Here is a 24,943-nt window from a genome sequence, read left to right as displayed (position 1 = left end):
GATATTTTTTTAAGAAATCTAAGCTCCTCTAGTTTGTTCAACATATGATTTGCCTATACTTTAGCAATTTCTTTAGAAAAAAAGAATTTTATTTATTATCTTTTACTCAAAAAACTCCTTAGAATACTCTACAGTACCATTAACATTTTTAAAATAATCCTTTTCTAATTCTAAAGCCATAAAGGCATCTTCTGGTACATCAAATGGAGCCTTTATTCCATACTTCCAAGCAGGTATAAATCCAAATTTAGGATAATAATTTTCATGTCCTAAAACTATTACTCCACCATATCCTAACTCCTTTGCCTTTTCTAATGACTCTCTCACAAGTTTACTACCTACAGCTTTGCCCTGAAATTCTGGTAAAACAGCTAAAGGTGCTAAAGCAAGTGCCTTTCGTCTTTTATCTCCTTCCATAATATTTAATTCAGTATATAAAATATGACCTATAATTTTATTATCAATTTTTGCAACTAAGGATAGGTCAGAAATAAATGCACTACTATTTCTTAGCTTTTTAACTAGATTATGTTCATTATGATCTGTAAACTCAGCCTCTTTAAATGCCTCTTCTACTACCTTTTCAACTTCACTAAACTCTTCTTGCTTTTCTTTTGTTACTATAAAATTCAAAGTTATTTCCTCCTATTATTTAAAATATTAATCTAATTATAATATTTCCTCCCAACTTTTGCTATACTATATACAAATAATAATTATTGAAAGAAGGTATAAATATGAAAAGAATAATTTTAGCAGGTGGCTGCTTCTGGGGTGTTGAAGAATATTTTTCTCGAATTGATGGAGTTACTAAAACAGAAGTTGGATATGCTAATGGTAATATAGATAATCCTACCTATGAGCTTGTATGTAGAACAAATACCGGATTTGCAGAAGCTGTTTATGTTGAATATGATGAAAATGAAGTATCTTTAAAGTTTATCTTAGATAAATACTTTGCTATTATAGATCCTACTTCTCTTAATAAACAAGGCAACGATCGTGGTACTCAATACAGAACAGGAATTTACTATTATGATTTAAATGATATAAATGTAATTCACAAAACTATTGAAGAAGAACAAAAGAAATATGATTCTAAAATAGTAGTAGAGGTAGAACCCTTAAAGAATTACTATCCAGCAGAAGAATATCATCAATCCTATCTAAAAAAGAATCCAAATGGATATTGTCATATAAAACTAGATTAGGAAGAAATAAAAAAAGTAGGCTAACATTATAGTTAGTCTACTTTTTCATTAAAATTAATATTTTAATACTCAATATAGCTTAAAGTTAACCCCTTAGCTGGTGCTTTATGACCTGCCTTATCTCTATTCATAGCAGCTAATGCAAATGCCACATCCTCTGGAGTCATCTTTCCTTCTCCAACTTCAATTAGTGTTCCAGCTATTATTCTTACCATGTTTAATAAGAAACTATTTCCCTTAACTTCAATTTCAATTAATCCACCATTTTTAGTTATGTTAATTTCATGAATTGTTCTAACAGTTGATCTCTTTTCATTCTTTACCTTTAGGTTAGTAAAGCTCTTAAAATCGTGAGTGCCTATAAGATTCTTAGCTGCTTTTCTCATTTCTTGAATATTTAATTCCTCAGGTATATGGTGTGCATACTTCTTATTAAATACATTATTGTACTTGTTATTGTTAATTCTATAGATATATGTTTTTCCTAAGGCATTATATCTTGAATGGAATCTTTCTGCTGCAAACTTTAATTCCTTTATTGCAATATCTTCTGGTAAGTACTCTGTTAAGTATTCTAACATTTCATCTTCTTTAAGATCAGAATGAGTTAAGAAATTAGCAACATAGTTATCTGCATGTACTCCACTATCAGTTCTTCCACATCCAACAACTTCTATTGTTTCTCCTGTCATCTTACTTAATACATTTTCGATTTTCCCTTGGATAGTTGAAACAGTGTTTCCTTTTTGGTTCTGTTTTTGCCATCCCTTATATCTTGTTCCGTCAAATTGGATTATCATTTTTACGTTTCTCATTTTTCCACCTTATTATCTCTCTTTAGAGTCTTATTGTTATACTATGACATTATATATCATATTTAGTTTATCTACAAACTATAATTCTTTCATCATCATAACAAGGCTACTTATTTCCTTATACCCTCTTTTACTATAAAAGCCCTGTGTCTCATCTGCACGTGATGTCATTAAGATAACTTCATCAATACCCTTCCCCCTTAATCTTTCTTCAAAATCCTCTATTAATTTCTTTCCCTTACCTGTTCCTCTTAGACTTGTATCAATACAGAATTCCTTTATAACAAACTGCATTCCACTATAATAGTACTCATGATTACCTAATATCATCCCTACTAACTTATCCTCTTCAAATGCCACTAGACCATCAAAGCCATCACAATTCATCATTTGTAATAACCTTTTTGATGCAGTTTCCATAGTCCATTTATCATTCCAAGGTTCTGCATTAAAAGCCTTAATAAATAATTCTGATACATCTTTTATATATTCTTTAGTTAGATTCTTGTATATCATTAGCTTCTTCCCCTCATTTCCTTTTGTAATTTCTTAAGAGCTTTCTTTGATCCTCTTTCAATATCTCTCTCAAGTTTTCTTTCCTTAAAACTAGTAAATAATGAATTTAATTCATACCCCTCCGGATATAGTTCTACTCCCCTTATATCCATCTTTACCCTTCTATAATTAATTTCTATAATCTCATTTTCATAAAGGACCTTTAAATTGTTATAGTCATCTATCCCTTCATATACTATAGCTGAATTATTACTATCTAAAAGAATAACTCTATCGCCTTTTTCATACTGAACTTCTTTTACTTCTTCTACTTCTTCTATAACAGTTTCCTTGGTAATTTTACTTTCCCTTATAACTTCAAAGTTATATTCTCCATTGTCCATATATTTTTTTGCTCGTTCAAGGATATTTTCTCTAATTCCCATCTTACGAGAAATCCATAAAGCATTACTATCACCACTTTTACCTATTATAAGCTTATATAAAGGTTCTAAGGTTTCACTTTTAAATTGCATCGCTGCATTTTCAAAGTCACTATGTTCTTCTGAGAATTTCTTAATTTCTCCATAATGTGTAGTTGCAACAGTAATGCATCCCATATGATAGAATTCTTCTAATATTGATATAGCTAAGGCTGCCCCCTCATTTGGTTCTGTTCCACTACCTATTTCATCAAATAAAAGTAATGTATTTTTATTTGAAGCACTCATTATTTCCGATAAATTTTTCATATGTGATGAAAATGTGCTTAAAGCATTTTCTATACTTTGATTATCTCCGATATCTACAAAAACATTATCAAATATTGCTACTTCTGTCCCTTCTTCTCCTACTATATGAAAACCTGATTGAACTGCCAATGTTAACATTCCAATAGTTTTTAAAACTACAGTTTTTCCGCCTGCATTTGGACCTGTTATAATTAAACTTCTATAATCCTTTCCTATCTCGAAATCTAATGGTACAACTTTTCCTTCTAATAAAGGATGTTTACATTTAACTAGTTTTATATATCCATGACTATTTATTTTAGGCTGTATTCCATTTATTGCTCTACTATATTTAGCTTTTGCAAATACCATATCATACTGAGCTATTAGATCTTGATTTATCTTTATTTCTCTTATTCTCTCAAAAACCATACCTGTTAATGTTGCTAATATTTGATATTCTTCAACTGACTCTTCTGCCTTTAAAGTAACTAACTCTAAATTTAGCTTTCCTACTGATGAAGGCTCTATAAATACAGTTGATCCCTTTGATGATGTCTCAACAATTGTACCTGATACTTTGTTTTTATGAGATATCTTTATAGGAATTGTATATCTATCTCCTCTTTTACTAATAAAGAACTCCTGTATATATTCTTTATTAGCTCCACTTTTTAGGAACTTATTTAATTTCTCTTCTATTTTTCCCTCTGTAACATCTATAAGTCTTCTAATCTTTTTAAGTTCTTTACTTGCACTTGAGGATACCCTATTTCCCTTTATAGAAAAATTAATTTCCTCTTCTAATGATAAAAATTCTGTAATTGAATTACCATATGCAGCAAGTGTAGGAGCATATCCTTCTTTACTACTCATAAATTCCTTTATCTTTCTACAACCTCTTAAAAAATCAGAAATACTTATTAGTTCACTTGGATCAAGTACCATACCTTTTTCTACATTGCTTATTACCCCAGAAATATTTGATATACCTTCTAATGGAACATAACTATATGCCTCTAATAAAGCTCTTCCTTCTTTTGTTTCATTTAATCTATTTCTAACAACTTTAATATTTGAACTTGGCTCTAACTTATCAATCAAAGCTTTTCCAAGTCCACTAACACAAAAACCCTTCACTCTTTCTTTTAAATCATTATATTGTAATTTTTCAATTGTACTTTTATTCATTTTCTGTTCTCCTTTAATCTCTCTTTATTTTAATAGGAGATACCATACATAAAGCTAATGCTTATATGCTATTTTAATATTTTCTATAAATAAAGGCTATGGAATAAACTCCACAGCCTAATAAACAATTAATATACATAGTTAAATTAAGAAGATTAAAAATCTCTCCTATAGTCTTTAACTATATAATATAAAAAGTGCTTTTACTGTAAGGTATCATCCTAGATAAATATAAATAAATCCATAGCAAATAAAGATAGCTATAACTACCAATTTCAAGATTTATTTAATATTCAATTAATCTATTTAGATACTATACACTCACCAAGACACCTCTTTTTATTATTTTAATTCATATACATCCTATCATAGCATATTAATGTAGTCAATAGGCTTTTTATCAGTTCAATACTCGTTCACATTTATGCTGAAAGCTCCTATCTGCCTAAGATATTTATGTCATATTTGTTAAATTTAAAATGTCTATTGTATTTAGTACGAACATAATCTTATAATATTAATGTATTATTCGTAATTATTTTTAAGGGGGATCTTTATGGAAAAGTTTTTTAAACTAAAAGAAAATGGCACAACAGTTAAAACTGAACTGTTTGCAGGACTAACAACATTCTTAACAATGGCATACATATTGTTTGTAAATCCAGTAATATTATCACAAGCTGGTATGGACAAAGGTGCAGTATTTGTGGCAACAATTTTAGCTGCTGTAATTGGTACACTTGTAATGGGCTTAGTAGCTAACGTTCCTTTTGCACAAGCACCTGGAATGGGATTAAATGCATTCTTTACATTTACTGTCGTATTTGGACTAGGATTCACATGGCAACAAGCTTTAGCTATGGTTTTCATTTGCGGACTTATTAATATAGTTATAACTGTAACTAAAATCAGAAAAATGATTATTAATGCTATACCTGTATCACTTCAATACGCAATATCTGCTGGTATTGGATTATTCATTGCATACTTAGGACTAAAGCAAGGACATTTCCTTTCATTCTCTGGAGAGAACGGAATAATAAATGGTACTTCAGGTACTTTTTCAGATATAGTCCCATCATTAGCAAACTTTACTGACCCTGTAACAATAGTTGCATTAGTTGGATTAGTAATAACAATAGTTTTACTTGTTAAAAAAGTTAACGCTGCTATTTTAATTGGTATTCTTGCAACTACAGTGTTTGCTGTATTTATGAAGGTAACAACATTACCTGATCTTAATAGTATTTCTTTTGGTATACCAAGCTTATCACCAACATTCTTTAAGCTTGACTTTGCTGGATTGTTTGCAGATCCTAGTAAGACTTTCTTAGTTATATCAACTGTTTTTGCTTTCTCATTATCTGATACCTTTGATACAATTGGTACATTCTTAGGAGCAGGTAGAAAGGCTGGAATATTTGATGAATCTGATGAAGCAAAATTCCAAACTGGAGGATCATTTGATTCAAAATTAGAAAGAGCTTTATTTGCGGATGCTACTGCCACTTCAATTGGTGCTTTACTTGGTACAAGTAATACAACTACTTATGTTGAGAGTGCAACTGGTATTAGCCAAGGAGGAAGAACTGGTCTTACTTCTGTAGCTGTTGCTGTATTATTCTTACTTTCAATATTTATAGCTCCTTTTGTTGGTATAGTACCAGCTGCTGCTACTGCACCTGCATTAATTGTTGTTGGTGTACTAATGATGGAATCTATAGGTAAGATTGATTGGAGTGATTTAGAAGTTGCAGTACCTGCATTCTTTACAGTTGCTTTAATGCCATTATCTTATGGTATATCTAATGGTATCGCAGTTGGTTTCTTCTTCTTCTGTGTTACAAAGATTTCAAAAGGAAAAGCTAAAGAAGTTCATCCAATTATGTATATTGTTACTGCCTTGTTTGTACTAAACTTTGTAGTAACAGCTCTAAGATAGTAGAAATATTTTAGAGAAAAAAGCACAGGCATTTGATATAATAATCAAGTGTCTGTGCTTTTATTTTTACCTATAAAACACTGAAATCACACTTCCTTACAATGCAAAACATATCCTCCACGTGCTGTAGTAATTTCTGTATTATATAATACTCCATTTAAATAAAAAGTAACAGGCTTCTCCTCACTTACAAATTTAAGTTCTTGTCCACTACTATCAGAATCCTTCTTAATAGCCTTACAAACTTCTACTGCTGATGGATACGTAAGAGCTTCGTCTAATTCAATTAAAAAACCTTTTTTCACAAATAACTCCCCTATTCCTTTACCTAAATAGTTTTTTGCTTTTGTAATGAAGTCAAATGCAATATTAAAGAATTTAGTGCCCTTCTTTTCTTCCTCTTCAAGTTCATTAAGATACTTAGTAAGATCAATTTCATTTCCTTCAGCGGTTAAGTCTCCTATTCTATCAAAATAGCTCTTTTGCTTTTTTAATTCATCAATCTTACTAACTGCTATCTGTGAATATTTTTTCATGCAGCTTGCTATTGATATTTCATTTTTCTGCATCCTTAAAATATCCTCAATAGAAACTCCTAACTTTCTGAATAATTTAATTTCATTTAATAAAGTAATATCCTCCTCTGAGTATATCCTATAGCCATTATCTTTATTATGATAAGGTGATATTAATCCTGCTTTCTCATAAAAGCGAATGTTCTGTTTTGATATTCCAGTTCTTTCTTCTGCCTCTTTTATTGTCATATAATCAACCTCCTTACCATCATCTTAAAGGTTATACAAAGTATAATGTCAATTACTTTTCTGACAATATTCAATTATAGCCCCTATTTACTTATAATTCTCTTTATCAGGCCCTACTCATCAATTTAATATTTTCTACTCTCTTTATTCCCAAGATAATTTCTATTACATTGCTTAGTAGCACCTTATCTTTAATTCCGTGTGTATCCTTTAATTGAGTAACAATTTTCTGTATTTCTGTTTCCGTCATATTCCCCTGAAGTTTCGTAACCTCTCTTATATCATTAATTATATTCTTAGCATTTGTTTCTTCTATATGATTAATCGATATCCATTGATATAAGTCATATAAATTCATTACTAACAATCTTTGTTCTTCAAGATAACTATTTAACTGCTCATTCTCTTTGTTAGAATTATTAGTTATTAATTTATCTTCAATCAAAGAAGAAACTATAATTAAATTTTTCATTTCATCCCCAGATTTATTTCCCTTTATTAATGACTCTATCTCTTTTAACATACTTACTACAATATCCTTATACATTCTTACAAGATCTTCATTTGCATCCTTTGCCTTGTAAGGGAATACAAATTTACTTAATAATATAGTAATTATTGCTCCTAATATAACAAGTAATATTCTATTAATGCTTAATACACTAGTATTACCTAGCAATGCTGCTGAGCCAACTGCTGATACTGTAACACATATCATGTTATGTTTATATTCTTTTGTGTAACTACCAATATAACCTGATGCCATCATTACAAGGGTCCTTACAGTAGTGTCTTTTATTATTGCGAAAAGGATTGTAACAATTATTGCTCCAACTATTGTTGCAGAAATTCTATCCTTACTTTTTTGTTTTGATAACTCATATTGTGGCTGTGATAAGGAATTTATAGTGTATAAAATCCATCTTCCCTCTGTTAATTGGAAGAAATCCATTATAAATCCACCAATTGCTATTCCTGCTGCAACGCGAAATGCATATGAAAATCTTAATGAATTTACTCTTAAATTATTTTTATAAACATATAATTCCTTAAATTTATATGGTATATCATGTACCCTATTAACTAAATCATAATGCTTCTTATCAAGTTTATTTAATTCATACAAATTATCCTTTAAGAAACTACTTGTATTCAAAATCTTAAGTATTAATAAGTTATTTGTATTATTTTCTTCATATTTATCAAATAATTCACTGAATAGTAAATCTAATTTTTCTAAATTAGACTCATCTTCAAAGCAAATTTTAAGATTATCAATTGTAAGAATAAGATCTTCTTCAATTTCTAAAAGTTCATTAGGACTTTTAATGTCATTAAGTAAATAATTAATCTTATTTAATGCAACTGATAAATTTAATTTAATTCTGCTTTCCTCTGTCAAATAAAAGTTATCTTCCCTTTTATCATAGATAATTTTTCTAAACTGAGCTATAGATTTATTAATACCCTCATTAATTTCACTATAATCTCTACCCTCTCTAATTAATCTAATCTTATTAAGAAGCGATGTACATACCCCACTTAAGATTACGTTCCCATATTTTGATACTCTATTTCTATTAGAAACTAATTGCATAACCATAATTGATATTGCACCAACTACTAATGATAGCAATCTCATAGGCAACTTTTCAATATGTATTGGTGTTGCTAGCATAAATAAGTATTGCAATGTAAAGGGTAGATAACTAGGACTTTTTAAGTTGTAGCACATAGTAAATCCTATTACAAATATTGTTATGAAATTTAGTGGTATTGCTATATACATATTTGTATTTGCTATAAATGCGATACACCCTAAAGCCACATTGAACACAGTTAATTTTATAGTATATTTAACAGGATTTAAAGTAAAATCCTTCTCTAAAAACATCATCATAGCTGTTATTGTAGTAACTCCGATAAGGGTATTTTCTGTCCCGAATATCATTTTGAATGCAATTATAAAAACAACAGTTTTTATATATAATGTAGTTTTAGATAAAATAATTTTTCTGTCCATACTATCCCTTCCTCTTCTATTATTTTTTCGCATAAGGGGAATTTTATCATAAATTTAATCTTGTTTCAATAACGTTATTTTTCTTACTTGTAAATATAAGCTTTATAAAAAAAATAAAGACCCAAATATAATTGGATCTTTACTTATGCTATACCCTTGTTAAATATAAATATATTAACTTTATTGTATTTTCCATTGCATTATAATGTGTTCTTTCCATACCATGAGATGCATGTACCCCTGGTCCAATTAAAGCCCCACGTATATTATTGCCACCTCTAAGGGCTGCCCCTACATCTGAGCCATACATTGGATATATATCAACAACATAATCTAAATTTTCTGCTTTTGCTAAATTAACTAAATTCGTTACCATGTTATAATCATAAGGTCCACCTGAATCTTTAGCACATATAGATACATCATACTCTGTACATGATAAATCTTCACCTATACATCCCATATCTACGGCAAGCATTTCTGTAATATCCTCTGGTATGTAAGAAGCTCCATGTCCTACCTCTTCATATACTGTAAACATAATTTTAGTCTTAAACTTAGGCTTTATATTTTCTCTATGGAATAATTCTAATACTCCCATTAAGGCTGCAACGCTACCCTTATCATCTATAAATCTAGATTTTATAAATCCACTTTCAGTTATTGTAGTTTTTGGATCAATGAAAATATAGTCTCCAGGGCATATCCCAAGATTTTGTACATCTTCTTTGTTCTTTACAACTTCATCAATTCTTACTTCAACATTATCTACATTTCTTTCCTTTGTGCTTGCATCTTTATATACATGAACTGATGGGCTAGTACTTAGTATAGTACCTGTGTATTCTATACCCTCTCTTGTCCTTATAATACAATACTCACTATCCAAGGTTGGAACACTTGGGCCACCTACTAAAGTAATCTTTAAAGTCCCATCAGATGTAATAGATCTAACCATAGCTCCTAATGTATCTACATGAGCAGACAATGCTACAGTCTTTTCATCTGACTCCCCCTCTATTGTAATGATTCCACAACCTTTATTTGTGTATTCAAACTTATTTCCAAATCCCTCTGCTATGTCCTTAACTATCTCCATTACTTCATGACAAAATCCACTAGGACTGTTACATTTTAGTATAGTCTTTGCAGTATCTAATACATATTTTTTATTAACTTTAATATTCATAAGCCTTCACCCTCCTGTAATCTTATAGAGTTATTATACCTCAAAATTTGGTAATATAAAACAAAGGATATTTGGTTTATATAACCAAATATCCTTAATCTACAAATAGACTAATAGTACTATAATTCTATTACCATCATCATTAATTCATTAGTTCTCTTAATAAATGAATCAAGTTCCTCTGGATTAAGTGATTTATTACCTATTAAAGCTAAGTCAACAACTTGCTTACATATTAAATCAACTTTTTCCTTCTTGCTATCATCACCATTTAAAGCTACTAACTTCTTAATTATAGGATTCTTATCATTTATAACAAGAGTCTTTTCTTCCGGGAAGTTCATAGGCATTCCCATACCACCAAATTGAGATTGCATTTCAGCCATTCTTCTTGAATACTCTGAAACTAAAACCATTGCTGGAGTAGATTCATTTTTCAAGCTTTCAACTGAATATCCCTTCATCTTATCTCCAATTATACTCTTGAATATTTCAATAAGCTTATCTTTGTCTTCCTTATTTTCTGTATTTTCATCCTTATCCTTAAGAACATCAGAAATATCTGAGTCTACTCTTGTAAACTTAGCATTTCCATCTTTATATTCTAAGAATGATATGAAGTTATTATCTATTGGAGTACTTAATATTACTGCATCTAATCCATACTCTTTAAATAACTTAATATATTGTGATTGTTCCTCTTCATTACTTACATAGAATACCTTATTTTCATGCTTATCTTTAGCATTTTCTAAGTAGTCCTTTAATGTAATATGTTTACCTTCAATATTTTTAAATACTATTGAATCCTTAATTTTATCATAGAAACTTTCATCCTTTAAGCAACCAAACTTAATGAATAATTGAATATCATCCCAGAACTCATTAAATTTATCTCTATCTGTATTAAATATTGAATTAAGCTTATCTGCAACCTTCTTAACAATATGCTTAGATATTCTACTAACATCTCTATCGTTTTGTAAGAAGCTTCTTGAAACATTAAGAGGTAAATCTGGACAATCTATTGCTCCCTTTAATAATAACAAGAACTCAGGAATAACTTCCTTTATGTTATCTGCAACAAATACTTGGTTGTTAAATAATTTAACTTGACCTTCTACAAGCTCAAATTCATTTTTAAGCTTAGGGAAATAAAGAATACCCTTTAAGTTAAATGGATAATCTACATTTAAATGTATCCAGAATAAAGGATCTTGGTAATCATTAAATACTTTCTTATAGAAGTCCTTATATTCATCATCTGTACATTCACTTGGTTTCTTAGTCCATAAAGGAGTTGTATCATTTAAAGCTACTTCTTCCTTTTCTTCTTCACCTTCCTTCTTCTCTGCATTCTCATCTACACAGAAAATTTCAGTAGGTAGGAATGAACAATATTTTTCAATAATTCCTCTAACCTTATAGTATTCAAGGAAGTCCTTACTATCCTCATCTATAAATAATGTGATTGTTGTACCTCTAGTGTTTCTAGAATCAGAAGTACTCATTTCATACTCAGTACCACCTTCACAAGTCCATCTAACAGCTGTTGCATCTTTTTTGTATGAAAGTGTGTCTATTTGAACCGTTTTAGCTACCATAAATGCTGAATAAAATCCAAGTCCGAAATGGCCTATTATATCATTTCCTTCTCCCATTTTATCCTTATATTTTTCAATAAAATCTTCTGCTCCTGAAAAGGCTACTTGTGTTATATACTTCTTAACTTCTTCATCAGTCATACCTATACCATTATCACTGAAAGTTAAGGTTCCTTTTTCTTTGTTTACTGAAACTACTACTTTAAATTTTTCTTCCCCTTCAGATTCTACTTCCCCTAGGGATACAAGTCTCTTATACTTACTAACAGCGTCACAACCGTTGCTAATAAGCTCCCTAATAAAGATATCTTTGTCAGAATATAACCACTTTTTTATAATTGGGAATATATTCTCTGTGTGAATTGAAATATTACCTTTTTCGTTACTCATTTTTTATCCCTCCCTAAAATATTATTCTAGTCACTTTAAATTTAATTGTCAACCTTATCCATTTTGTTTTTCTGTAAAATATATAAGGGCTCCATAACTGCTGTCCTTATAAAAATCCTTTAACTTTATTAACCTTCTCTCTCCCCAAGTAGATATATTTAAATACACATCAAAGTCATTTTCATAATATTTTGTTATAGTCATCCAATGCCAATCAAATTCTTTTAACTTGCTATTTCTATGCATTAATAGTGCAATAGGAGTATTCCCTCTTAATCCTTCTTTTATGAAATTACATATTTTATCATAACTAACTTGGAGTCCTGTCCAGTGCTCTTTAAGAATTACCCCTTTACTTTCAGCAAATCCAATTGTTCCTTTAATAAGATCTCTTGGATTTATTATTCCTATCTTCTCAATTGGAGATACATAATCTACAACTTCCTCCATATGCTTTATGAAATTTCCTTTATCTAAGTTTTCATAATTATATAATTGTCTTCCAAAATATGCTGTAATATTTGAAACAGCTACTGCTCCACATCCTGCTTTTCTATACTTTTCGTTACTAAACCACTTTTGATTCCCACCATAGTTAGGTCTCTTTCCATCCATAATTTTTATAAAATCCTCATAGTTTTCTAATGCAATACTTTCACTAAAATTATACATAAAAATACCCCCACAAATAATATCATTCTTTTTATTTATATATATTTAAAGGTTACATAATATATTCCAAAATACTTTTACATATTAGATTTACAATCTAATCTAATCTATCTATGTTGCTACGAATTCCATTTAAACCTTTACAGATCATTTTATACCTCTATATATTTATTCATTATCTAACTCTATTCTAACATCACTTTATTACATTTTATAACATTTATTATAATTTATGGTTTACATGCATAGAATATCTAAGTATACTTATTACATAGAAGTTCTATGTAGGAGGAATAAAAATGATATCAAAAGATTTAATCGCTGCTTCATCAAAATCATTAATCCTATCTTTCTTAGCAAAAAAGGAAAGCTATGGATATGAAATTATTAAAAACATAAAATCAATTTCTAACAATGAGATAGTTTGGAAAGAAGGGACCTTATATCCAGTACTTAAGAAACTTACTGAAAATAACTTAATAGAATCAGAATGGAAAACTATTGAAGGACGTAAAAGAAAATATTACAGAATCACAGATGCTGGATTAAAGGCTCTAAAAGAAGAAAAAGCTCAATGGGAAATAGTTAACTCTACTTTAAAAAATATTTGGGGGTATGCTTTATGTTTAATTTAAAAGAAGCTATTATAGATTGGAAGTCTCATCTTAATGAAAATAATACTCTAACTAGTGATGATCTTAATGAGTTAGAATCTCATCTTTTAGACAGTATTCTTGATTTGAAAAACAAAGGATATAGTGATGAAGAATCCTTTTCCTTATCCTGTGAATCAATTGGCTCTAACAGTATTATAAGTTCTGAATTTGCAAAGGTTAACTGGAAATCCATTTGGCTAGATAAAATATCCGCTCTTCTATTTGGATTTTTAATATTTTCATTTATACAACAACTCATTTCTTTGATTAGTACTTGTGTAACAATACTTATTTATAAACTAAAGATTGAAAATTTATATTCACTTTTTTCTTCCCACCTATATATTAAACCTGTTATATCTATAGTAATATTATTTTGCCTATTCAAATCTAACCTGTTACTAAGGATACTAAGGAAGTATAATACTAATAAATTTAGGCTTATTTCAATTTTCGCATTTATTTATTCGGTTGTATTCACATTACTAACAGTTTTCCTATCAAAAAGATACAACTACATTCTACATGACGACTCACTTTTAATTAGCTTTCCAATAATCTTACTAATGCTAACAATAATTTTTTATAAAATGATTTCATCATCGAATCAAAGTGAATCTATAGGTATACTAAATCTTTCAGCGGGATTCTTTATTTTCACTTTTATATTAACAGTCATTGATTCATCCTCTATTATCCTTAGTTCATCCTTCAATTTTTTAGGATTAACTAATTATAATATTATAATTATATTAATTGGACTGCTTCTTGCTTCTATAAGCATACTACTACTAGCCTCTGAAAAAATCTCAAATATACTATTTAAAATTGCACTTAATCCTTCTACAATCATTTTTTCATCTTTATTTATTGTACTATTCACAGCGTATATGAATTATGATGGTATTTATATAATCCAGAATACATTTCATATTAATTTAGCAAAAACGGAATTAAATACTAACCTTGTCTCAATTATATTTATTATCGCCGTAACCTTTATAATTAGAATTAATTCCACAAAAAATTTCAAGCTAGAAAAAGTAAGCTAATACTCCACCTGTATTAACCTGTATACTATAAATGTCTTCAGTTTATAATATTAAGTTAAAATAAAAACTTCTAAGAATACTCTCTTAGAAGTTTTTATTTATTATTTTATAGTTTTAAATTCAAATCCCTTACCTTGGAAATACTCTATAATCTGTGGTAATGCCTTCACTGTTTCTTCTTTCCCATAGGTATCATGCATTAATAATACTATATTGTCAGCATTAGGTCCCAATGCCTCTACAGTTTTTTTAGTTTCTTGTAATAATTGATCTGCATTTTTATGTGGTCCTTCTGCATCTCTGTTTAATGCATCCCAGTCGATATTTAAATATCCACTTGCAACCATCTTCTCTTTCATCGCTGTTCTACCATTCCAACTCCAGTATCCTCCTGGAAATCTTATAACTCTAGTTGAAAAATCTTTTCCTAAAACATTTTTCATTGATTTATTATTCTTTTCTATATCGCTCATAAAATTTTCTGTATTTATTACTCTATTTGGATATAGATAGTTGTAATCATGACCATAGGTATGATTAGCTATTGCATGTCCATTTTTTGCAATGTCTTTTAATATTTTCTTTGCTTCATCATTTTTATCAATTGATGTTCCCATAACAAAAAAAGTTCCTTTAACATTATATTTATCTAAAATCTTTAATACTTCTGGAGTATTTGTTGTTGATGGTCCATCATCAAAGGTTAAATATACAACTTTTTTTCCATCTGTTCTTACTGGATATTTTTTAGTTCCAGTAAGTAATCCATTAGTATTTTCAGATACTAATGTTGCATCTTCTGCATTTGGATCCTCTTCAAGAGATAAATATCCACTATTATCTATTTTAGGCTTTTCTGGCTCTTTCTTTTCTTCAAATTGATTTTCTTTTATGTCATTTGTTCCAGCATTTACTGTAAGCTTGTCCTTTTTGTCACCAAACTTTGAAGCTACTGCAAATGTAACTCCAATACTGACTACAATAATACTTGTACATAATATAAATAGCTTTTTTCTTCTTATTCTTTCTCTTTCTCTTCTTTTCTTGGCTCTGTTAATTTCTGTTCCCATTTTACACCCTCGCTACTTTCTATTGTCTTCATTCAAATTATAATCTTTTTCATCAAAATGTTGGTTACAGAATTATTAATTTTTATTACAATTAATTAACCTCCAGTAATATTTAACTAGAGATTTTGAAACTAAGTGTAGTATACTAGGAAATACTGTCTATTAATCTAGTGAATTCCTCCTCATTCTTTTTCTCTAAATAAATGTTAACAAGTAGTTGCATAGGCATCTTATTAAATCCCTTAGTTCCATTAGTTAGTATTTGTCCTAGACTTTCTATAAAGTCATCTTTATCTCTATCTAATTTCTTTATTAAGTTTTCTGCCTCATATTGAACTAATTCATCTATTATTTTTTCTTTAAGCTTTTCAGTGAATTCTGTAGCATATTTTAACTCTTCTTCACTCATTCCCTCTGTATCATTATGTAATAATTGAAATATATTCATTCTTAAATATTAATCCTTTCTTTTTATATAGAATCTCTTAATCTTCTAATAGCATAATCTATTGCATTATCAAGATTAGAAATATTTTTTCCTCCACCTTGGGCTAGTAGGTTACTTCCGCCACCTCTACCATCAATTAATGTTATTGCATCCTTTAGTAAATTACCCATACTTAAAGATTTCAAATTTTTTGAACAGGCAAATAGTAAATTAGCTTTTTCCTTATCCTTAGTTGCAAATAAAGCTATTCTATTGTCTTCCTCCACAAGCTTATTAGCTAACTTATTAAGGTATTTCATATCCTCATCATCATAAATCTTCTTTATAATAACAACTTCCTTTATCTTCTCTCCCTCTGATATTAGTTCCTTTGTTTCAAATTCAGAAAGGCTAACCTTAATCTTACTATTTTCTGATCTTACTAAATTATAGTTATCTTTTAAATTCTTTAAACTTTTAACTGCTTCTTCTGCACCAGTACTTAATTCATTACAAATATCATCTAAAATTTTATCTCTATTTAGATAATCCTCTATAGCTCTTCTTCCAACTATATATTCAATTCTTGTATTTCCCTTATGCTTTTCCCACTTTTTTATCTTTATAAGTTGCAATTCTAAAGTACTACTTGGATGTATTCCACAGCAAGCATTTATATCTATATCTTCTATTTTTACTATTCTAATTTCACTATCATTCGTTGCCAAATCTCTTCTTAGGCCCATAGATCTCGCTTCTTTTCTATTAGCAAAGCTAAAAGTAACTTTATGATTATCTGAAATTACTTTATTAGCCATTTTCTCTACTTCTCTTATTTTTTCTTCTTCAATATAGCCAACTATATCTACTGTACTTATCTCATCTCCAATATGGATACCACAAGTATTTATATTAAATAAATCATAGAAACAACCTGATAAAAGATGTTGACCTAAATGTTGTTGCATCCCATCTAATCTTCTATTCCAATCTATTGAGCACTTTACATTATTTAAATACTTAGGCTTTATCTCTAATATATGATAAATTCTATTCTTTTCCTCTATCATATCTATGACCTTATTACCATCTATGAATCCAAGATCACAGCATTGCCCACCTCCCCCTGGGAAGAATGCTGTTCTATCTAGTTCTATTAGGTATTTATTATCTTTTTCTGTAATCTTAACTATATTCGCTTCAAATTCTTTTATATATTGATCTGTATAAAATAACTTTTCAGTCATACTATTCACCTCACAAACTTATTAATACTTGTTATTATAACATAAAAAAAATACCAAATTGTTTTTTAATAATATGGTATTTTGATATGTATAATATTCTATTTAACTGGATTCACCATTGAACAAGGTAATCCAACAAGGCACTTCCCACAAACATCTGATAAATAAATATCTGAATGAACCTCCGCATTGTGTAAACACATCTCATAACATTTATATCTATTGAATGAATCTACTTTTAATGCATCATTTACACATCTATCTACACATCTTTTGCATATATTACTCTTCTTATATAAACAATTTTCACTATCTTTTCGTTTAGTAGGCTCTATCTCTAAATTAGTTACAAAAGTACCAACCCTTCCACAGCATCCCTTTTCAGTTATTAACATATTATTTAATCCAAACTTTCCTAGTCCTGCTATATATGCTACATGTCTATGAGACCAATGGCTAATTAATTTTTCCTCATCAAAGTTATGTGTCGCTGGAATAATATTAGATTTATACCCTAGTTTTTCTAGTTCCTCTTTAATAAAGGTATTTAAATCTAATATCAGTTTATTTGTTTCTACATATGCCTTAGCCCATATTCTTGAGCTTTCTCTATCTTTTATATTACTTTTTACCACACTTTCATGAAAAGGGATAAAATAAGCCACTACAGTTTTAGCATCTCCTAAAAAATCTTTAGGTAGCCCATGAGAAGGGCTTACTATGCTCTTTAACTCCCCAAACATTGTATCATTTGAGTCTGCATATTCTACTAAAGGCTCTCCCCACCTAGTTTCTGCATTATATCTATCTTGATAATCCTTTACAAAGTTCTCTATTATATCTCTTATTTTATCTTTCATATCCTACTCTTCTTTCCAATCATACTTACCATCAGGTAAACCTAATTCATGTCCATTTATGTTAACAGTATCCTTATCAACCCATTTAATATCCATTTTTGAAACTTTATTATCATCATATATTAATTTATCTTCCTCACTGCTATCTCCTTTAAGATAACACTTCATTCCTACTTCTGTTGTAGCTGCACTGTTGATAGTATAAACTTGAATTTTATAATTTCACAAAGCAATTTTCGACATAAATATTATACCATAAATCCCTATTTTTACTATATATTCAACATCATAATCTCTACAAAGTACGAACTTACTATGGATGTTATGTAAATAAACTTGGAGTATGATATTTAAAATTATAGTACTATCAACTATAAAGAGGTCTAACTGGTATATGAAAGAATTGCAATATGATAAACATATTTTAATAATTGGTAATACTTCTAACTAGATTTTTGTATCTCTTTATTAATCATATCAATCTGTAAACTTAATCAATCTGTTTTCCTAACCAACTCCTAAATACATTCAATTCTTCTTCCCTATTAAAATAATGCCCTCCTGTATCCATAACCTCTAATCTACAAGAATATTTCTCAACAAAATAGCTGATAGTCTCAAATTCGCATAATGTATCCTTTGCTCCATACAAAATATTTGTATCTATACTCCATGTATCAATAGGATGTTCTTTTACATAACAGTAATAATCCCAATATAACTTTTCACCAATATTGGTTTCAATAATTTCTTCTTTTTGTAAAGACTCTGTTGTTACATTAAACCAGGTCATCATATTATCTATTATTCTTTCCATATTAACCACTGGTGATAGTAGTAATGCTTTTTTTATAATATCCCTTTGATATGCTAAAAGGCTAAAATAAGCCCCCATACTACATGCAAATAGGCTCACTTCTATCCAATGTTCTTTTGCATAATTCATAATTATAGACAATTCATTAACACAAAACTCAGGTTTGCAAGGTGTACTATCACTTTTCCGCTCTCCATGTTCTGGTAAATCAAAGCTTAATACTTGATAACCTTTTTTAACTGCTTCCTCTGCTAAAATTTGAATTACTGTATCTTCCTTATTTGACATATTTCCATGTACTGCAATAAAAAGTTTTTCACTCTTTTCTCCCCACAAAACTGTAGGAATATTGCTAATCTTAAATTTATTTTTAAACATATTCCCTCCATAAAAGTTTTCTATTTCAAATTATTAGTACTACTATTACGAATCTATTGTAACATATTATTCCAATTACTATTTTTTTATTAACAAAGAAACATTTGCATTGTCTTTATACTAATGATGAACTAACTATGGATGTGATGTAACTAAAAATAAGCACGATGGCTCTAATATTACTTTGAAGTCTACCTCTCGCAGAGCTAGTAGACCTGAAAATAAATATTAGAGCCATTGTGCTAGATTACATTACATTTATAGTTTAGTACGTTCTTAAAAGATACTATGATAATAATTTTATTTGCTCTCCTATTATTTTTAAACCTTTTTTTATATCCTCATCCTTAACTCTTCCAAATCCAATTCTTAAGGTGTCTTTACCTTTAAAGTCACTATAAAAGATATCTCCTGGCATAAAAATAACCCCTTCTTTATAAGATAAATTTAAAAGTTCCCTTGCATCTAATCCATTTTTAAGCTTTATAAAGACATGTAAACCACCTTCTCCTGTAACCTGCTCATAGGGAATGTACTTTTCAATCATTTCCATTACTAAGTTATATTTATCCCTATAATACTTCCTTACGCTTTTTACATATCTACTAAAAGCTCCACTTTTTAAGTAATAATAGAAACTGCTTTGATCTAAGAAAGATGAATTAATGGTTCTACCCCTTTTAACACTTTCCAATGTATCTATTAGTTCTTTATCTCCAAGTATCCATCCTATTCTAAGACCTGGAAATAAGATTTTGGATAAACTTCCTACATAAATTACACCATTACTTTTTCCTGCCAATGCTGCTAGAGGTTCTATTGGTGAACTTGAATATAGTAGCTCTTCATTAAAGCCATCTTCAATAATAGGAACTAAATAATCTCTAAATAACTTTATTATACCCTTCCTTCTTTCACCCCTAGTTACAATTCCTGTTGGATTATTATAGGATGGTATCAAATATCCAAACTTAGGGGAATATTCCCTTAAAGCTTTTTCAAGGTCTTCTAATATAATCCCATTCCTATCCATTGGCACCTGTATAACTTCTAATCCATGAGCTCTCATAATCTTTAAAGCTGTATTATGAGTTGGCTCTTCACAAAGGATAACATCCCCTGGTTCTGTTAATGATCCTAGTATTATATCAAAGGCTTCTGTAAATCCATTAGTAATTAAAATATCTTTATTTTCTGTACTTACTCCCTTTTCATTCATATAATCAAAAAAGTAGTCTATTAATGGCTTATATCCTTTGGCATAACCATAATTCAAAAGATTTGCTTCCTCATATGTCCATGCATCCAATAATGCTCTTTTGAAATCATCAAGGTTAAATAGACTATCTTCTGGTGCAATAGATTTAAATGAAATCATTCCCCCTTTATAAGGTAACTCTGTTTTCATAACATCCTGTTCTCTTAAGAACTTCCCATAATTATTTGTTCTAGATATCCAATTTATATTATATTCGTAGCTTTCTCTTTCACCGTCTATTGCAATAAAGGTTCCCTTACCTCTTTTGGTAAGGATAACACCTTTACTTTCTAATTCTTCATATGCTGCAATAACTGAATTTCTACTTATATTTAGATATTTGCTTACTTCCCTAGTTGACGGTAGCTTACTATCCTTTTTCAGCTCTCCTTTTTTAATTCCATCTAGGATATGTCTTTCAAGTTGTACATATATAGTCTCATCCTTACTAATTTTGAGAGTTGAGAAAATCACTTAAAAATCACCTCTTATTGAAGACAATACTGAATAATCCTATCCAAAAGTTCTCTATAATTTATACCTGCAGCCTCTGCACTTTTAGGAACTAATGAGTGTTCAGTCATTCCTGGTAAAGTGTTTAACTCTAACACATAAGGCTTTCCATTACTTACTATTATATCAACTCTTAGGTAAGCTTTACAATCGAATATTCTATAGCACTTCTTTCCTATTTCTTTAATTTCTTCTTCAATTTCCTTTGGAAGATTTGCCAATGACTTTTCTGAACCACCTTCTGCATATTTACAATGATAATTGTAAAAGTCTTCTTTTGAAACTATAGATAATACAGGTAATGGCTCTTTATTTAAAATAGGAACTGTATACTCTCCACCCTTTAAATATTCTTCTACTATAATTTCATTATCATACTTATAGGCCTCTTTTATAGATTCTTCTAAATCTTCTCTATTTTTAACTATAGATACCCCTATACTTGATCCTCCACTATTTGGTTTTACTACCATTGGATAGCCTAAATCCTCAACTTTAGCAAAAGATACCTCTTCATCTTTATATAAGCTAATACCATTAGCTACTCTTATAGACTCAGCTCTAAGTATTCTTTTAGTTTGCTTCTTATTCATGCAGATTCCACTAGTTAGTTGATTACTTCCTGAGTATGGTATTCCTATAGCATCTAAAATAGCTTGTATACTACCGTCCTCTCCAAACTCACCATGAAAGGCTAAGAAAGCAAAATCAATTCCCTTAACCTTTTCCATGACCTCTTCCTTCGAATTTATAATAATTGGTTTCACCTCATATTTCTCTTTATCCAGATGATTAACTATTGATTTCCCTGATAGGATTGATACTTCTCTCTCTGAAGAAATTCCACCCATTAGCACTCCAACTTTCATAACTACATCTCCTTAAAATTATCTTCTATATAATCTTATTACTGTAGCTTGAAAATTGTAAGAACCACGGCTTTATGAAATTTAGCTTATTGTGGTGTAATTATTTTCTCTTATCTAAGAAGTTTTATCTTATTGTAATCTACCTCAAATTCAAGATGGTCACCAGCAGCATGTGACACTCCTATACTTATCCCTAATGAGTCCTCTGTTAAATAACTAAAGGTATCTGGCTGTTCTATTGTTCCTATTTTATCTATTTCATCTGCATTTTTTAATGAATCTAATAAAATGTTATTATACATATTATTAATTACTTCCTTTGTTATCCCACCATCACTTATGAGTATAAAAGCATCACTTTTAAGCATTGACACCAAACTTTCATCAACCTGTACTAAATCTGAAAGTTTTAAAACCCTTCCATTTACTATATCTATATTTGTTGTATAAAAATGATTTGTTGGATAAGCTGTATTAGGTACATTTCCAACACCTGAATATACAATACTTAAAGTCTCTGAATTCTGTAACTTTACTTCATATGCAATTTTTATATCAATAGACTTTTCCTTACCATAAAAATCAATTATCTTTAAAGCATTATCTTCTATTAGTTTATTTATCCTATACTCTTTATCTTTATCACCTAAACCACTAATCATTGGATAACTTATTCTTATCATCTTTTTTTCATACTTTTTACTAATAACTTTATATTTTTCTACTTTGTTATCATCTTGAGCTCTAGGTTCTCTTTTTGTTGCGATTTCTAAATCATTTCCGTAAGCTGCTAACATTAATAAAATTGATATAATCATTACAGCTGCTAATATTATCTTTTTCATTTAATCCCCTCGAATAATTATGCTCCACTAGAAATTTTATTTAAAAAGACTAGTATATATTCTATCCTTTTGGAGAAAATATTAATGTGAGTAATTAAAGGAGTTAAATTATGATTACTATTCAACTTGATTGGATGGATTTCATCATGATCATTCTTTCATTAAATAGCCTAGTTAAAATAAAATCATTACAAAAGATGATAAAATAATTAACTAATGCTTGCTACTCATGGGGCATGCACTTGATAGTGTATGCCTTTATTAATTTTCTAATTTCAAAGAAAAATCCCTACTATAATCTTAGTAGGGATTTATTTATATCCATTTTAATTCCTGTTCTTTAATAAATTCAATACTACATATACCCTTCTTAAACCACTCACAATCACTACATATATTCTTGAATTTTTCCTTATCAAAAGTTGTATATATACTATTCTTTAGTTCTGTAAACTTATATTTTCTATTTAAGTCTAATCCATATTCATTAATGGCTCTTAAATCAAGTATTTTTATCCTTTCTTCTGTTATACAACTATTTCCTTTTAATCTATTAGGGCAATTAGTACAAAGAATATCACAATTAAGAATAAAGCCTATTTCAGTATCAGTATTTTCTATAAGTAAATTCTCTATACTACTCATAGCCATTACAAAATCCTCACTATATCCCATGCCCCTATAAAAGAATAAACAGTTTATATGATGTGGTCTAAGCTCTAGCATCTATTCTAATAACTCCTCGTATAGTATTTTTTATAGCTAATGCTACAATTACCCCAAGGGAGACCATAATAATATCCTTCACTATAAATGGATAACACCCTGCTGCTAAAGCGCCTTGCATAGATAATCCCATAACTACCTTAAGTTGTAGAACTCCTATTATATAATCAATAGCTAGTCCAATATATGCTCCAAGGAATAGAATCCTCTTATCATTCTTTGATGATGCCCATCCTATAATAAATGCCATAATAATAAATCCTGTTATAAATCCACCTGTTCCACCTGCTATAACTCCAATACCAGCTGTAAAGTTTGCAAAGACAGGAATTCCTATTGCCCCTAACAATGCAAAGATAATCATAGATAATCCCCCTATTTTCCCTTCTACAACTACTGCTATTACTACTACCCCAAATACTTGTAGTGTTAATGGTACTGTAGGTAATGGAATAGATAACTGAGAAAATATTCCCATAAGAGCTGCACACATTCCAACTAATACCGTTTCTTTTATTGATAAATTTAATTTCATCTTCCTAACCCCCTAGTCTTTCACTTCCTCTATAGTATAAACATGGTAAACTTAATTGTCAACCTATTATTTATATTTGGTTGACAATTCTTTTGTACTTAGATGTTTTTATATAAATTGCGATATATTTCCTTCATATGATAAAATATAAACAACAAACTACTAGGAGGATATAGATGAATAATATTAGAAAAGCTAAAATTGAGGACTTAGAAACAATAGTTAAATTCAACTATAATCTAGCAAAGGAAACTGAAGATGTAGAACTTAATTTAGATATACTTACTAAGGGTGTAGAAGGATTGTTATTAGACTCATCAAAAGGGCAGTATTATGTTTACACTATAGATTATAAAGTTGTAGGACAAATTATGCATACCTATGAGTGGAGTGACTGGAGAAATGGAATGGTTCTTTGGATTCAAAGTGTATATGTTGATAAAGAACATAGACGTTCAGGAATATTTAAATCCTTATATAATCATTTAAAAGATATTTGTGAGAGTAATGAAAATACTGTTGGGTTAAGATTATATGTAGAAAAGGAAAACTTAACTGCTAAGTCTACATATGAATCTTTAGGAATGTATGAATGTAAATACAATATGTATGAGTACATGGCAAAATAAACAATTTAAATATCATAAATTATCGTTATTGGGA

26 protein-coding genes are annotated in these 24,943 nt (G+C 29.2%); 4 read left to right on the top strand and 22 right to left on the bottom strand.

What is annotated here, in order from left to right; all coding sequences use genetic code 11:
• Nucleotides 1-102: 102 nt before the first annotated feature.
• A complete protein-coding gene (locus ACSYT2_RS04200) occupies nucleotides 103-633 on the bottom strand; it encodes a GNAT family N-acetyltransferase (RefSeq protein WP_438383672.1) in 531 nt (176 codons plus the stop codon).
• 104 nt (nucleotides 634-737) lie between these two features.
• On the opposite strand from ACSYT2_RS04200, the gene msrA reads away from it, so the two are divergent.
• The gene (gene msrA, locus ACSYT2_RS04195; protein WP_438383670.1) at nucleotides 738-1,211 is read left to right on the top strand and encodes a peptide-methionine (S)-S-oxide reductase MsrA; all 474 of its coding nucleotides are present in this window, start codon (nucleotides 738-740) and stop codon (nucleotides 1,209-1,211) included.
• 62 nt (nucleotides 1,212-1,273) lie between these two features.
• Here msrA and truA read toward each other — a convergent pair whose 3' ends face one another.
• The 3 genes from truA to ACSYT2_RS04180 all read right to left on the bottom strand — a co-directional run bounded on the left by truA (nucleotide 1,274) and on the right by ACSYT2_RS04180 (nucleotide 4,443).
• A complete protein-coding gene (gene truA, locus ACSYT2_RS04190) occupies nucleotides 1,274-2,026 on the bottom strand; it encodes a tRNA pseudouridine(38-40) synthase TruA (protein WP_430855932.1) in 753 nt (250 codons plus the stop codon).
• A 78-nt stretch (nucleotides 2,027-2,104) separates the two neighbouring features.
• Nucleotides 2,105-2,542: a GNAT family N-acetyltransferase gene (locus ACSYT2_RS04185; RefSeq protein WP_438383667.1), complete on the bottom strand. Its 438-nt coding sequence runs from the start codon at nucleotides 2,540-2,542 to the stop codon at nucleotides 2,105-2,107.
• Nucleotides 2,542-4,443, bottom strand: coding sequence for an endonuclease MutS2 (locus ACSYT2_RS04180; RefSeq protein WP_438383665.1), 1,902 nt, complete (start codon nucleotides 4,441-4,443; stop codon nucleotides 2,542-2,544). The genes ACSYT2_RS04185 and ACSYT2_RS04180 overlap by 1 nt, the downstream gene beginning before the upstream one ends.
• A gap of 556 nt (nucleotides 4,444-4,999) precedes the next feature.
• Between ACSYT2_RS04180 and ACSYT2_RS04175 the strand changes: the two genes are divergently transcribed.
• Nucleotides 5,000-6,385, top strand: a complete 1,386-nt coding sequence (locus tag ACSYT2_RS04175; RefSeq protein ID WP_430855929.1) for an NCS2 family permease — start codon at nucleotides 5,000-5,002, stop codon at nucleotides 6,383-6,385.
• A gap of 86 nt (nucleotides 6,386-6,471) precedes the next feature.
• On the opposite strand, the gene ACSYT2_RS04170 is transcribed toward ACSYT2_RS04175, so the two are convergent.
• From ACSYT2_RS04170 to ACSYT2_RS04150, 5 genes are all read right to left on the bottom strand, one after another.
• Nucleotides 6,472-7,149 (bottom strand): MerR family transcriptional regulator, encoded by a 678-nt coding sequence (locus ACSYT2_RS04170; protein ID WP_430855928.1) that lies wholly within the window; start codon nucleotides 7,147-7,149, stop codon nucleotides 6,472-6,474.
• A 106-nt stretch (nucleotides 7,150-7,255) separates the two neighbouring features.
• The gene (locus ACSYT2_RS04165; protein ID WP_438383663.1) at nucleotides 7,256-9,172 is read right to left on the bottom strand and encodes an FUSC family protein; all 1,917 of its coding nucleotides are present in this window, start codon (nucleotides 9,170-9,172) and stop codon (nucleotides 7,256-7,258) included.
• 148 nt (nucleotides 9,173-9,320) lie between these two features.
• The gene (locus ACSYT2_RS04160; protein WP_438383662.1) at nucleotides 9,321-10,361 is read right to left on the bottom strand and encodes a M42 family metallopeptidase; all 1,041 of its coding nucleotides are present in this window, start codon (nucleotides 10,359-10,361) and stop codon (nucleotides 9,321-9,323) included.
• 119 nt (nucleotides 10,362-10,480) lie between these two features.
• On the bottom strand, nucleotides 10,481-12,355 hold the full coding sequence (gene htpG / locus ACSYT2_RS04155; protein WP_430855925.1) for a molecular chaperone HtpG: 1,875 nt from the start codon (nucleotides 12,353-12,355) through the stop codon (nucleotides 10,481-10,483).
• A 54-nt stretch (nucleotides 12,356-12,409) separates the two neighbouring features.
• Nucleotides 12,410-13,027, bottom strand: coding sequence for a hypothetical protein (locus ACSYT2_RS04150; protein ID WP_438383660.1), 618 nt, complete (start codon nucleotides 13,025-13,027; stop codon nucleotides 12,410-12,412).
• Nucleotides 13,028-13,326: 299 nt separating this feature from the next.
• Between ACSYT2_RS04150 and ACSYT2_RS04145 the strand changes: the two genes are divergently transcribed.
• Entirely contained in the window at nucleotides 13,327-13,662 is a 336-nt protein-coding gene (locus tag ACSYT2_RS04145; RefSeq protein ID WP_438383659.1) for a PadR family transcriptional regulator, read from the top strand.
• 79 nt (nucleotides 13,663-13,741) lie between these two features.
• On the opposite strand, the gene ACSYT2_RS04140 is transcribed toward ACSYT2_RS04145, so the two are convergent.
• The 13 genes from ACSYT2_RS04140 to ACSYT2_RS04080 form a co-directional block, all read right to left on the bottom strand.
• Nucleotides 13,742-13,942 (bottom strand): hypothetical protein, encoded by a 201-nt coding sequence (locus ACSYT2_RS04140; RefSeq protein ID WP_430855922.1) that lies wholly within the window; start codon nucleotides 13,940-13,942, stop codon nucleotides 13,742-13,744.
• Between the two features lie 474 nt (nucleotides 13,943-14,416).
• Nucleotides 14,417-14,566 (bottom strand): hypothetical protein, encoded by a 150-nt coding sequence (locus ACSYT2_RS04135; protein WP_438383657.1) that lies wholly within the window; start codon nucleotides 14,564-14,566, stop codon nucleotides 14,417-14,419.
• A gap of 270 nt (nucleotides 14,567-14,836) precedes the next feature.
• Nucleotides 14,837-15,805, bottom strand: a complete 969-nt coding sequence (locus tag ACSYT2_RS04130) for a polysaccharide deacetylase family protein (protein WP_430855920.1) — start codon at nucleotides 15,803-15,805, stop codon at nucleotides 14,837-14,839.
• Nucleotides 15,806-15,950: 145 nt separating this feature from the next.
• Nucleotides 15,951-16,253 carry a hypothetical protein gene (locus ACSYT2_RS04125; protein ID WP_430855919.1) on the bottom strand — a complete coding sequence of 101 codons (303 nt, stop codon included), beginning with the start codon at nucleotides 16,251-16,253 and terminating at the stop codon, nucleotides 15,951-15,953.
• Between the two features lie 23 nt (nucleotides 16,254-16,276).
• Entirely contained in the window at nucleotides 16,277-17,479 is a 1,203-nt protein-coding gene (locus tag ACSYT2_RS04120) for an alanyl-tRNA editing protein (RefSeq protein WP_430855918.1), read from the bottom strand.
• Between the two features lie 98 nt (nucleotides 17,480-17,577).
• Nucleotides 17,578-18,339 (bottom strand): epoxyqueuosine reductase, encoded by a 762-nt coding sequence (locus ACSYT2_RS04115; RefSeq protein WP_430855917.1) that lies wholly within the window; start codon nucleotides 18,337-18,339, stop codon nucleotides 17,578-17,580.
• Nucleotides 18,340-18,342: 3 nt separating this feature from the next.
• Entirely contained in the window at nucleotides 18,343-18,552 is a 210-nt protein-coding gene (locus ACSYT2_RS04110) for a DUF5412 family protein (RefSeq protein WP_438384995.1), read from the bottom strand.
• Nucleotides 18,553-18,829: 277 nt separating this feature from the next.
• Nucleotides 18,830-19,534, bottom strand: coding sequence for an alpha/beta hydrolase (locus tag ACSYT2_RS04105; protein WP_430855916.1), 705 nt, complete (start codon nucleotides 19,532-19,534; stop codon nucleotides 18,830-18,832).
• 286 nt (nucleotides 19,535-19,820) lie between these two features.
• A complete protein-coding gene (locus ACSYT2_RS04100; RefSeq protein ID WP_438383654.1) occupies nucleotides 19,821-21,266 on the bottom strand; it encodes an aminotransferase-like domain-containing protein in 1,446 nt (481 codons plus the stop codon).
• Nucleotides 21,267-21,280: 14 nt separating this feature from the next.
• Nucleotides 21,281-22,174: a D-alanine--D-alanine ligase gene (locus ACSYT2_RS04095; RefSeq protein WP_438383652.1), complete on the bottom strand. Its 894-nt coding sequence runs from the start codon at nucleotides 22,172-22,174 to the stop codon at nucleotides 21,281-21,283.
• 110 nt (nucleotides 22,175-22,284) lie between these two features.
• Complete coding sequence (locus ACSYT2_RS04090) at nucleotides 22,285-23,019, bottom strand: polysaccharide deacetylase family protein (RefSeq protein ID WP_438383650.1); 735 nt, start codon at nucleotides 23,017-23,019, stop codon at nucleotides 22,285-22,287.
• Nucleotides 23,020-23,334: 315 nt separating this feature from the next.
• The gene (locus tag ACSYT2_RS04085) at nucleotides 23,335-23,745 is read right to left on the bottom strand and encodes a DUF1284 domain-containing protein (protein ID WP_438383649.1); all 411 of its coding nucleotides are present in this window, start codon (nucleotides 23,743-23,745) and stop codon (nucleotides 23,335-23,337) included.
• Nucleotides 23,732-24,280: a biotin transporter BioY gene (locus ACSYT2_RS04080; RefSeq protein ID WP_430855911.1), complete on the bottom strand. Its 549-nt coding sequence runs from the start codon at nucleotides 24,278-24,280 to the stop codon at nucleotides 23,732-23,734. Before ACSYT2_RS04080 ends, ACSYT2_RS04085 begins: the two co-directional genes overlap by 14 nt.
• A gap of 176 nt (nucleotides 24,281-24,456) precedes the next feature.
• On the opposite strand from ACSYT2_RS04080, the gene ACSYT2_RS04075 reads away from it, so the two are divergent.
• Nucleotides 24,457-24,909: a GNAT family N-acetyltransferase gene (locus ACSYT2_RS04075; protein ID WP_438383648.1), complete on the top strand. Its 453-nt coding sequence runs from the start codon at nucleotides 24,457-24,459 to the stop codon at nucleotides 24,907-24,909.
• Nucleotides 24,910-24,943 lie beyond the last annotated feature (34 nt).

This window comes from Clostridium zhoujianii, assembly GCF_051590805.1.
Classification (GTDB): Bacteria; Bacillota; Clostridia; order Clostridiales; family Clostridiaceae; genus Clostridium.
This window is presented reverse-complemented; position numbering and strand designations above follow the sequence as displayed.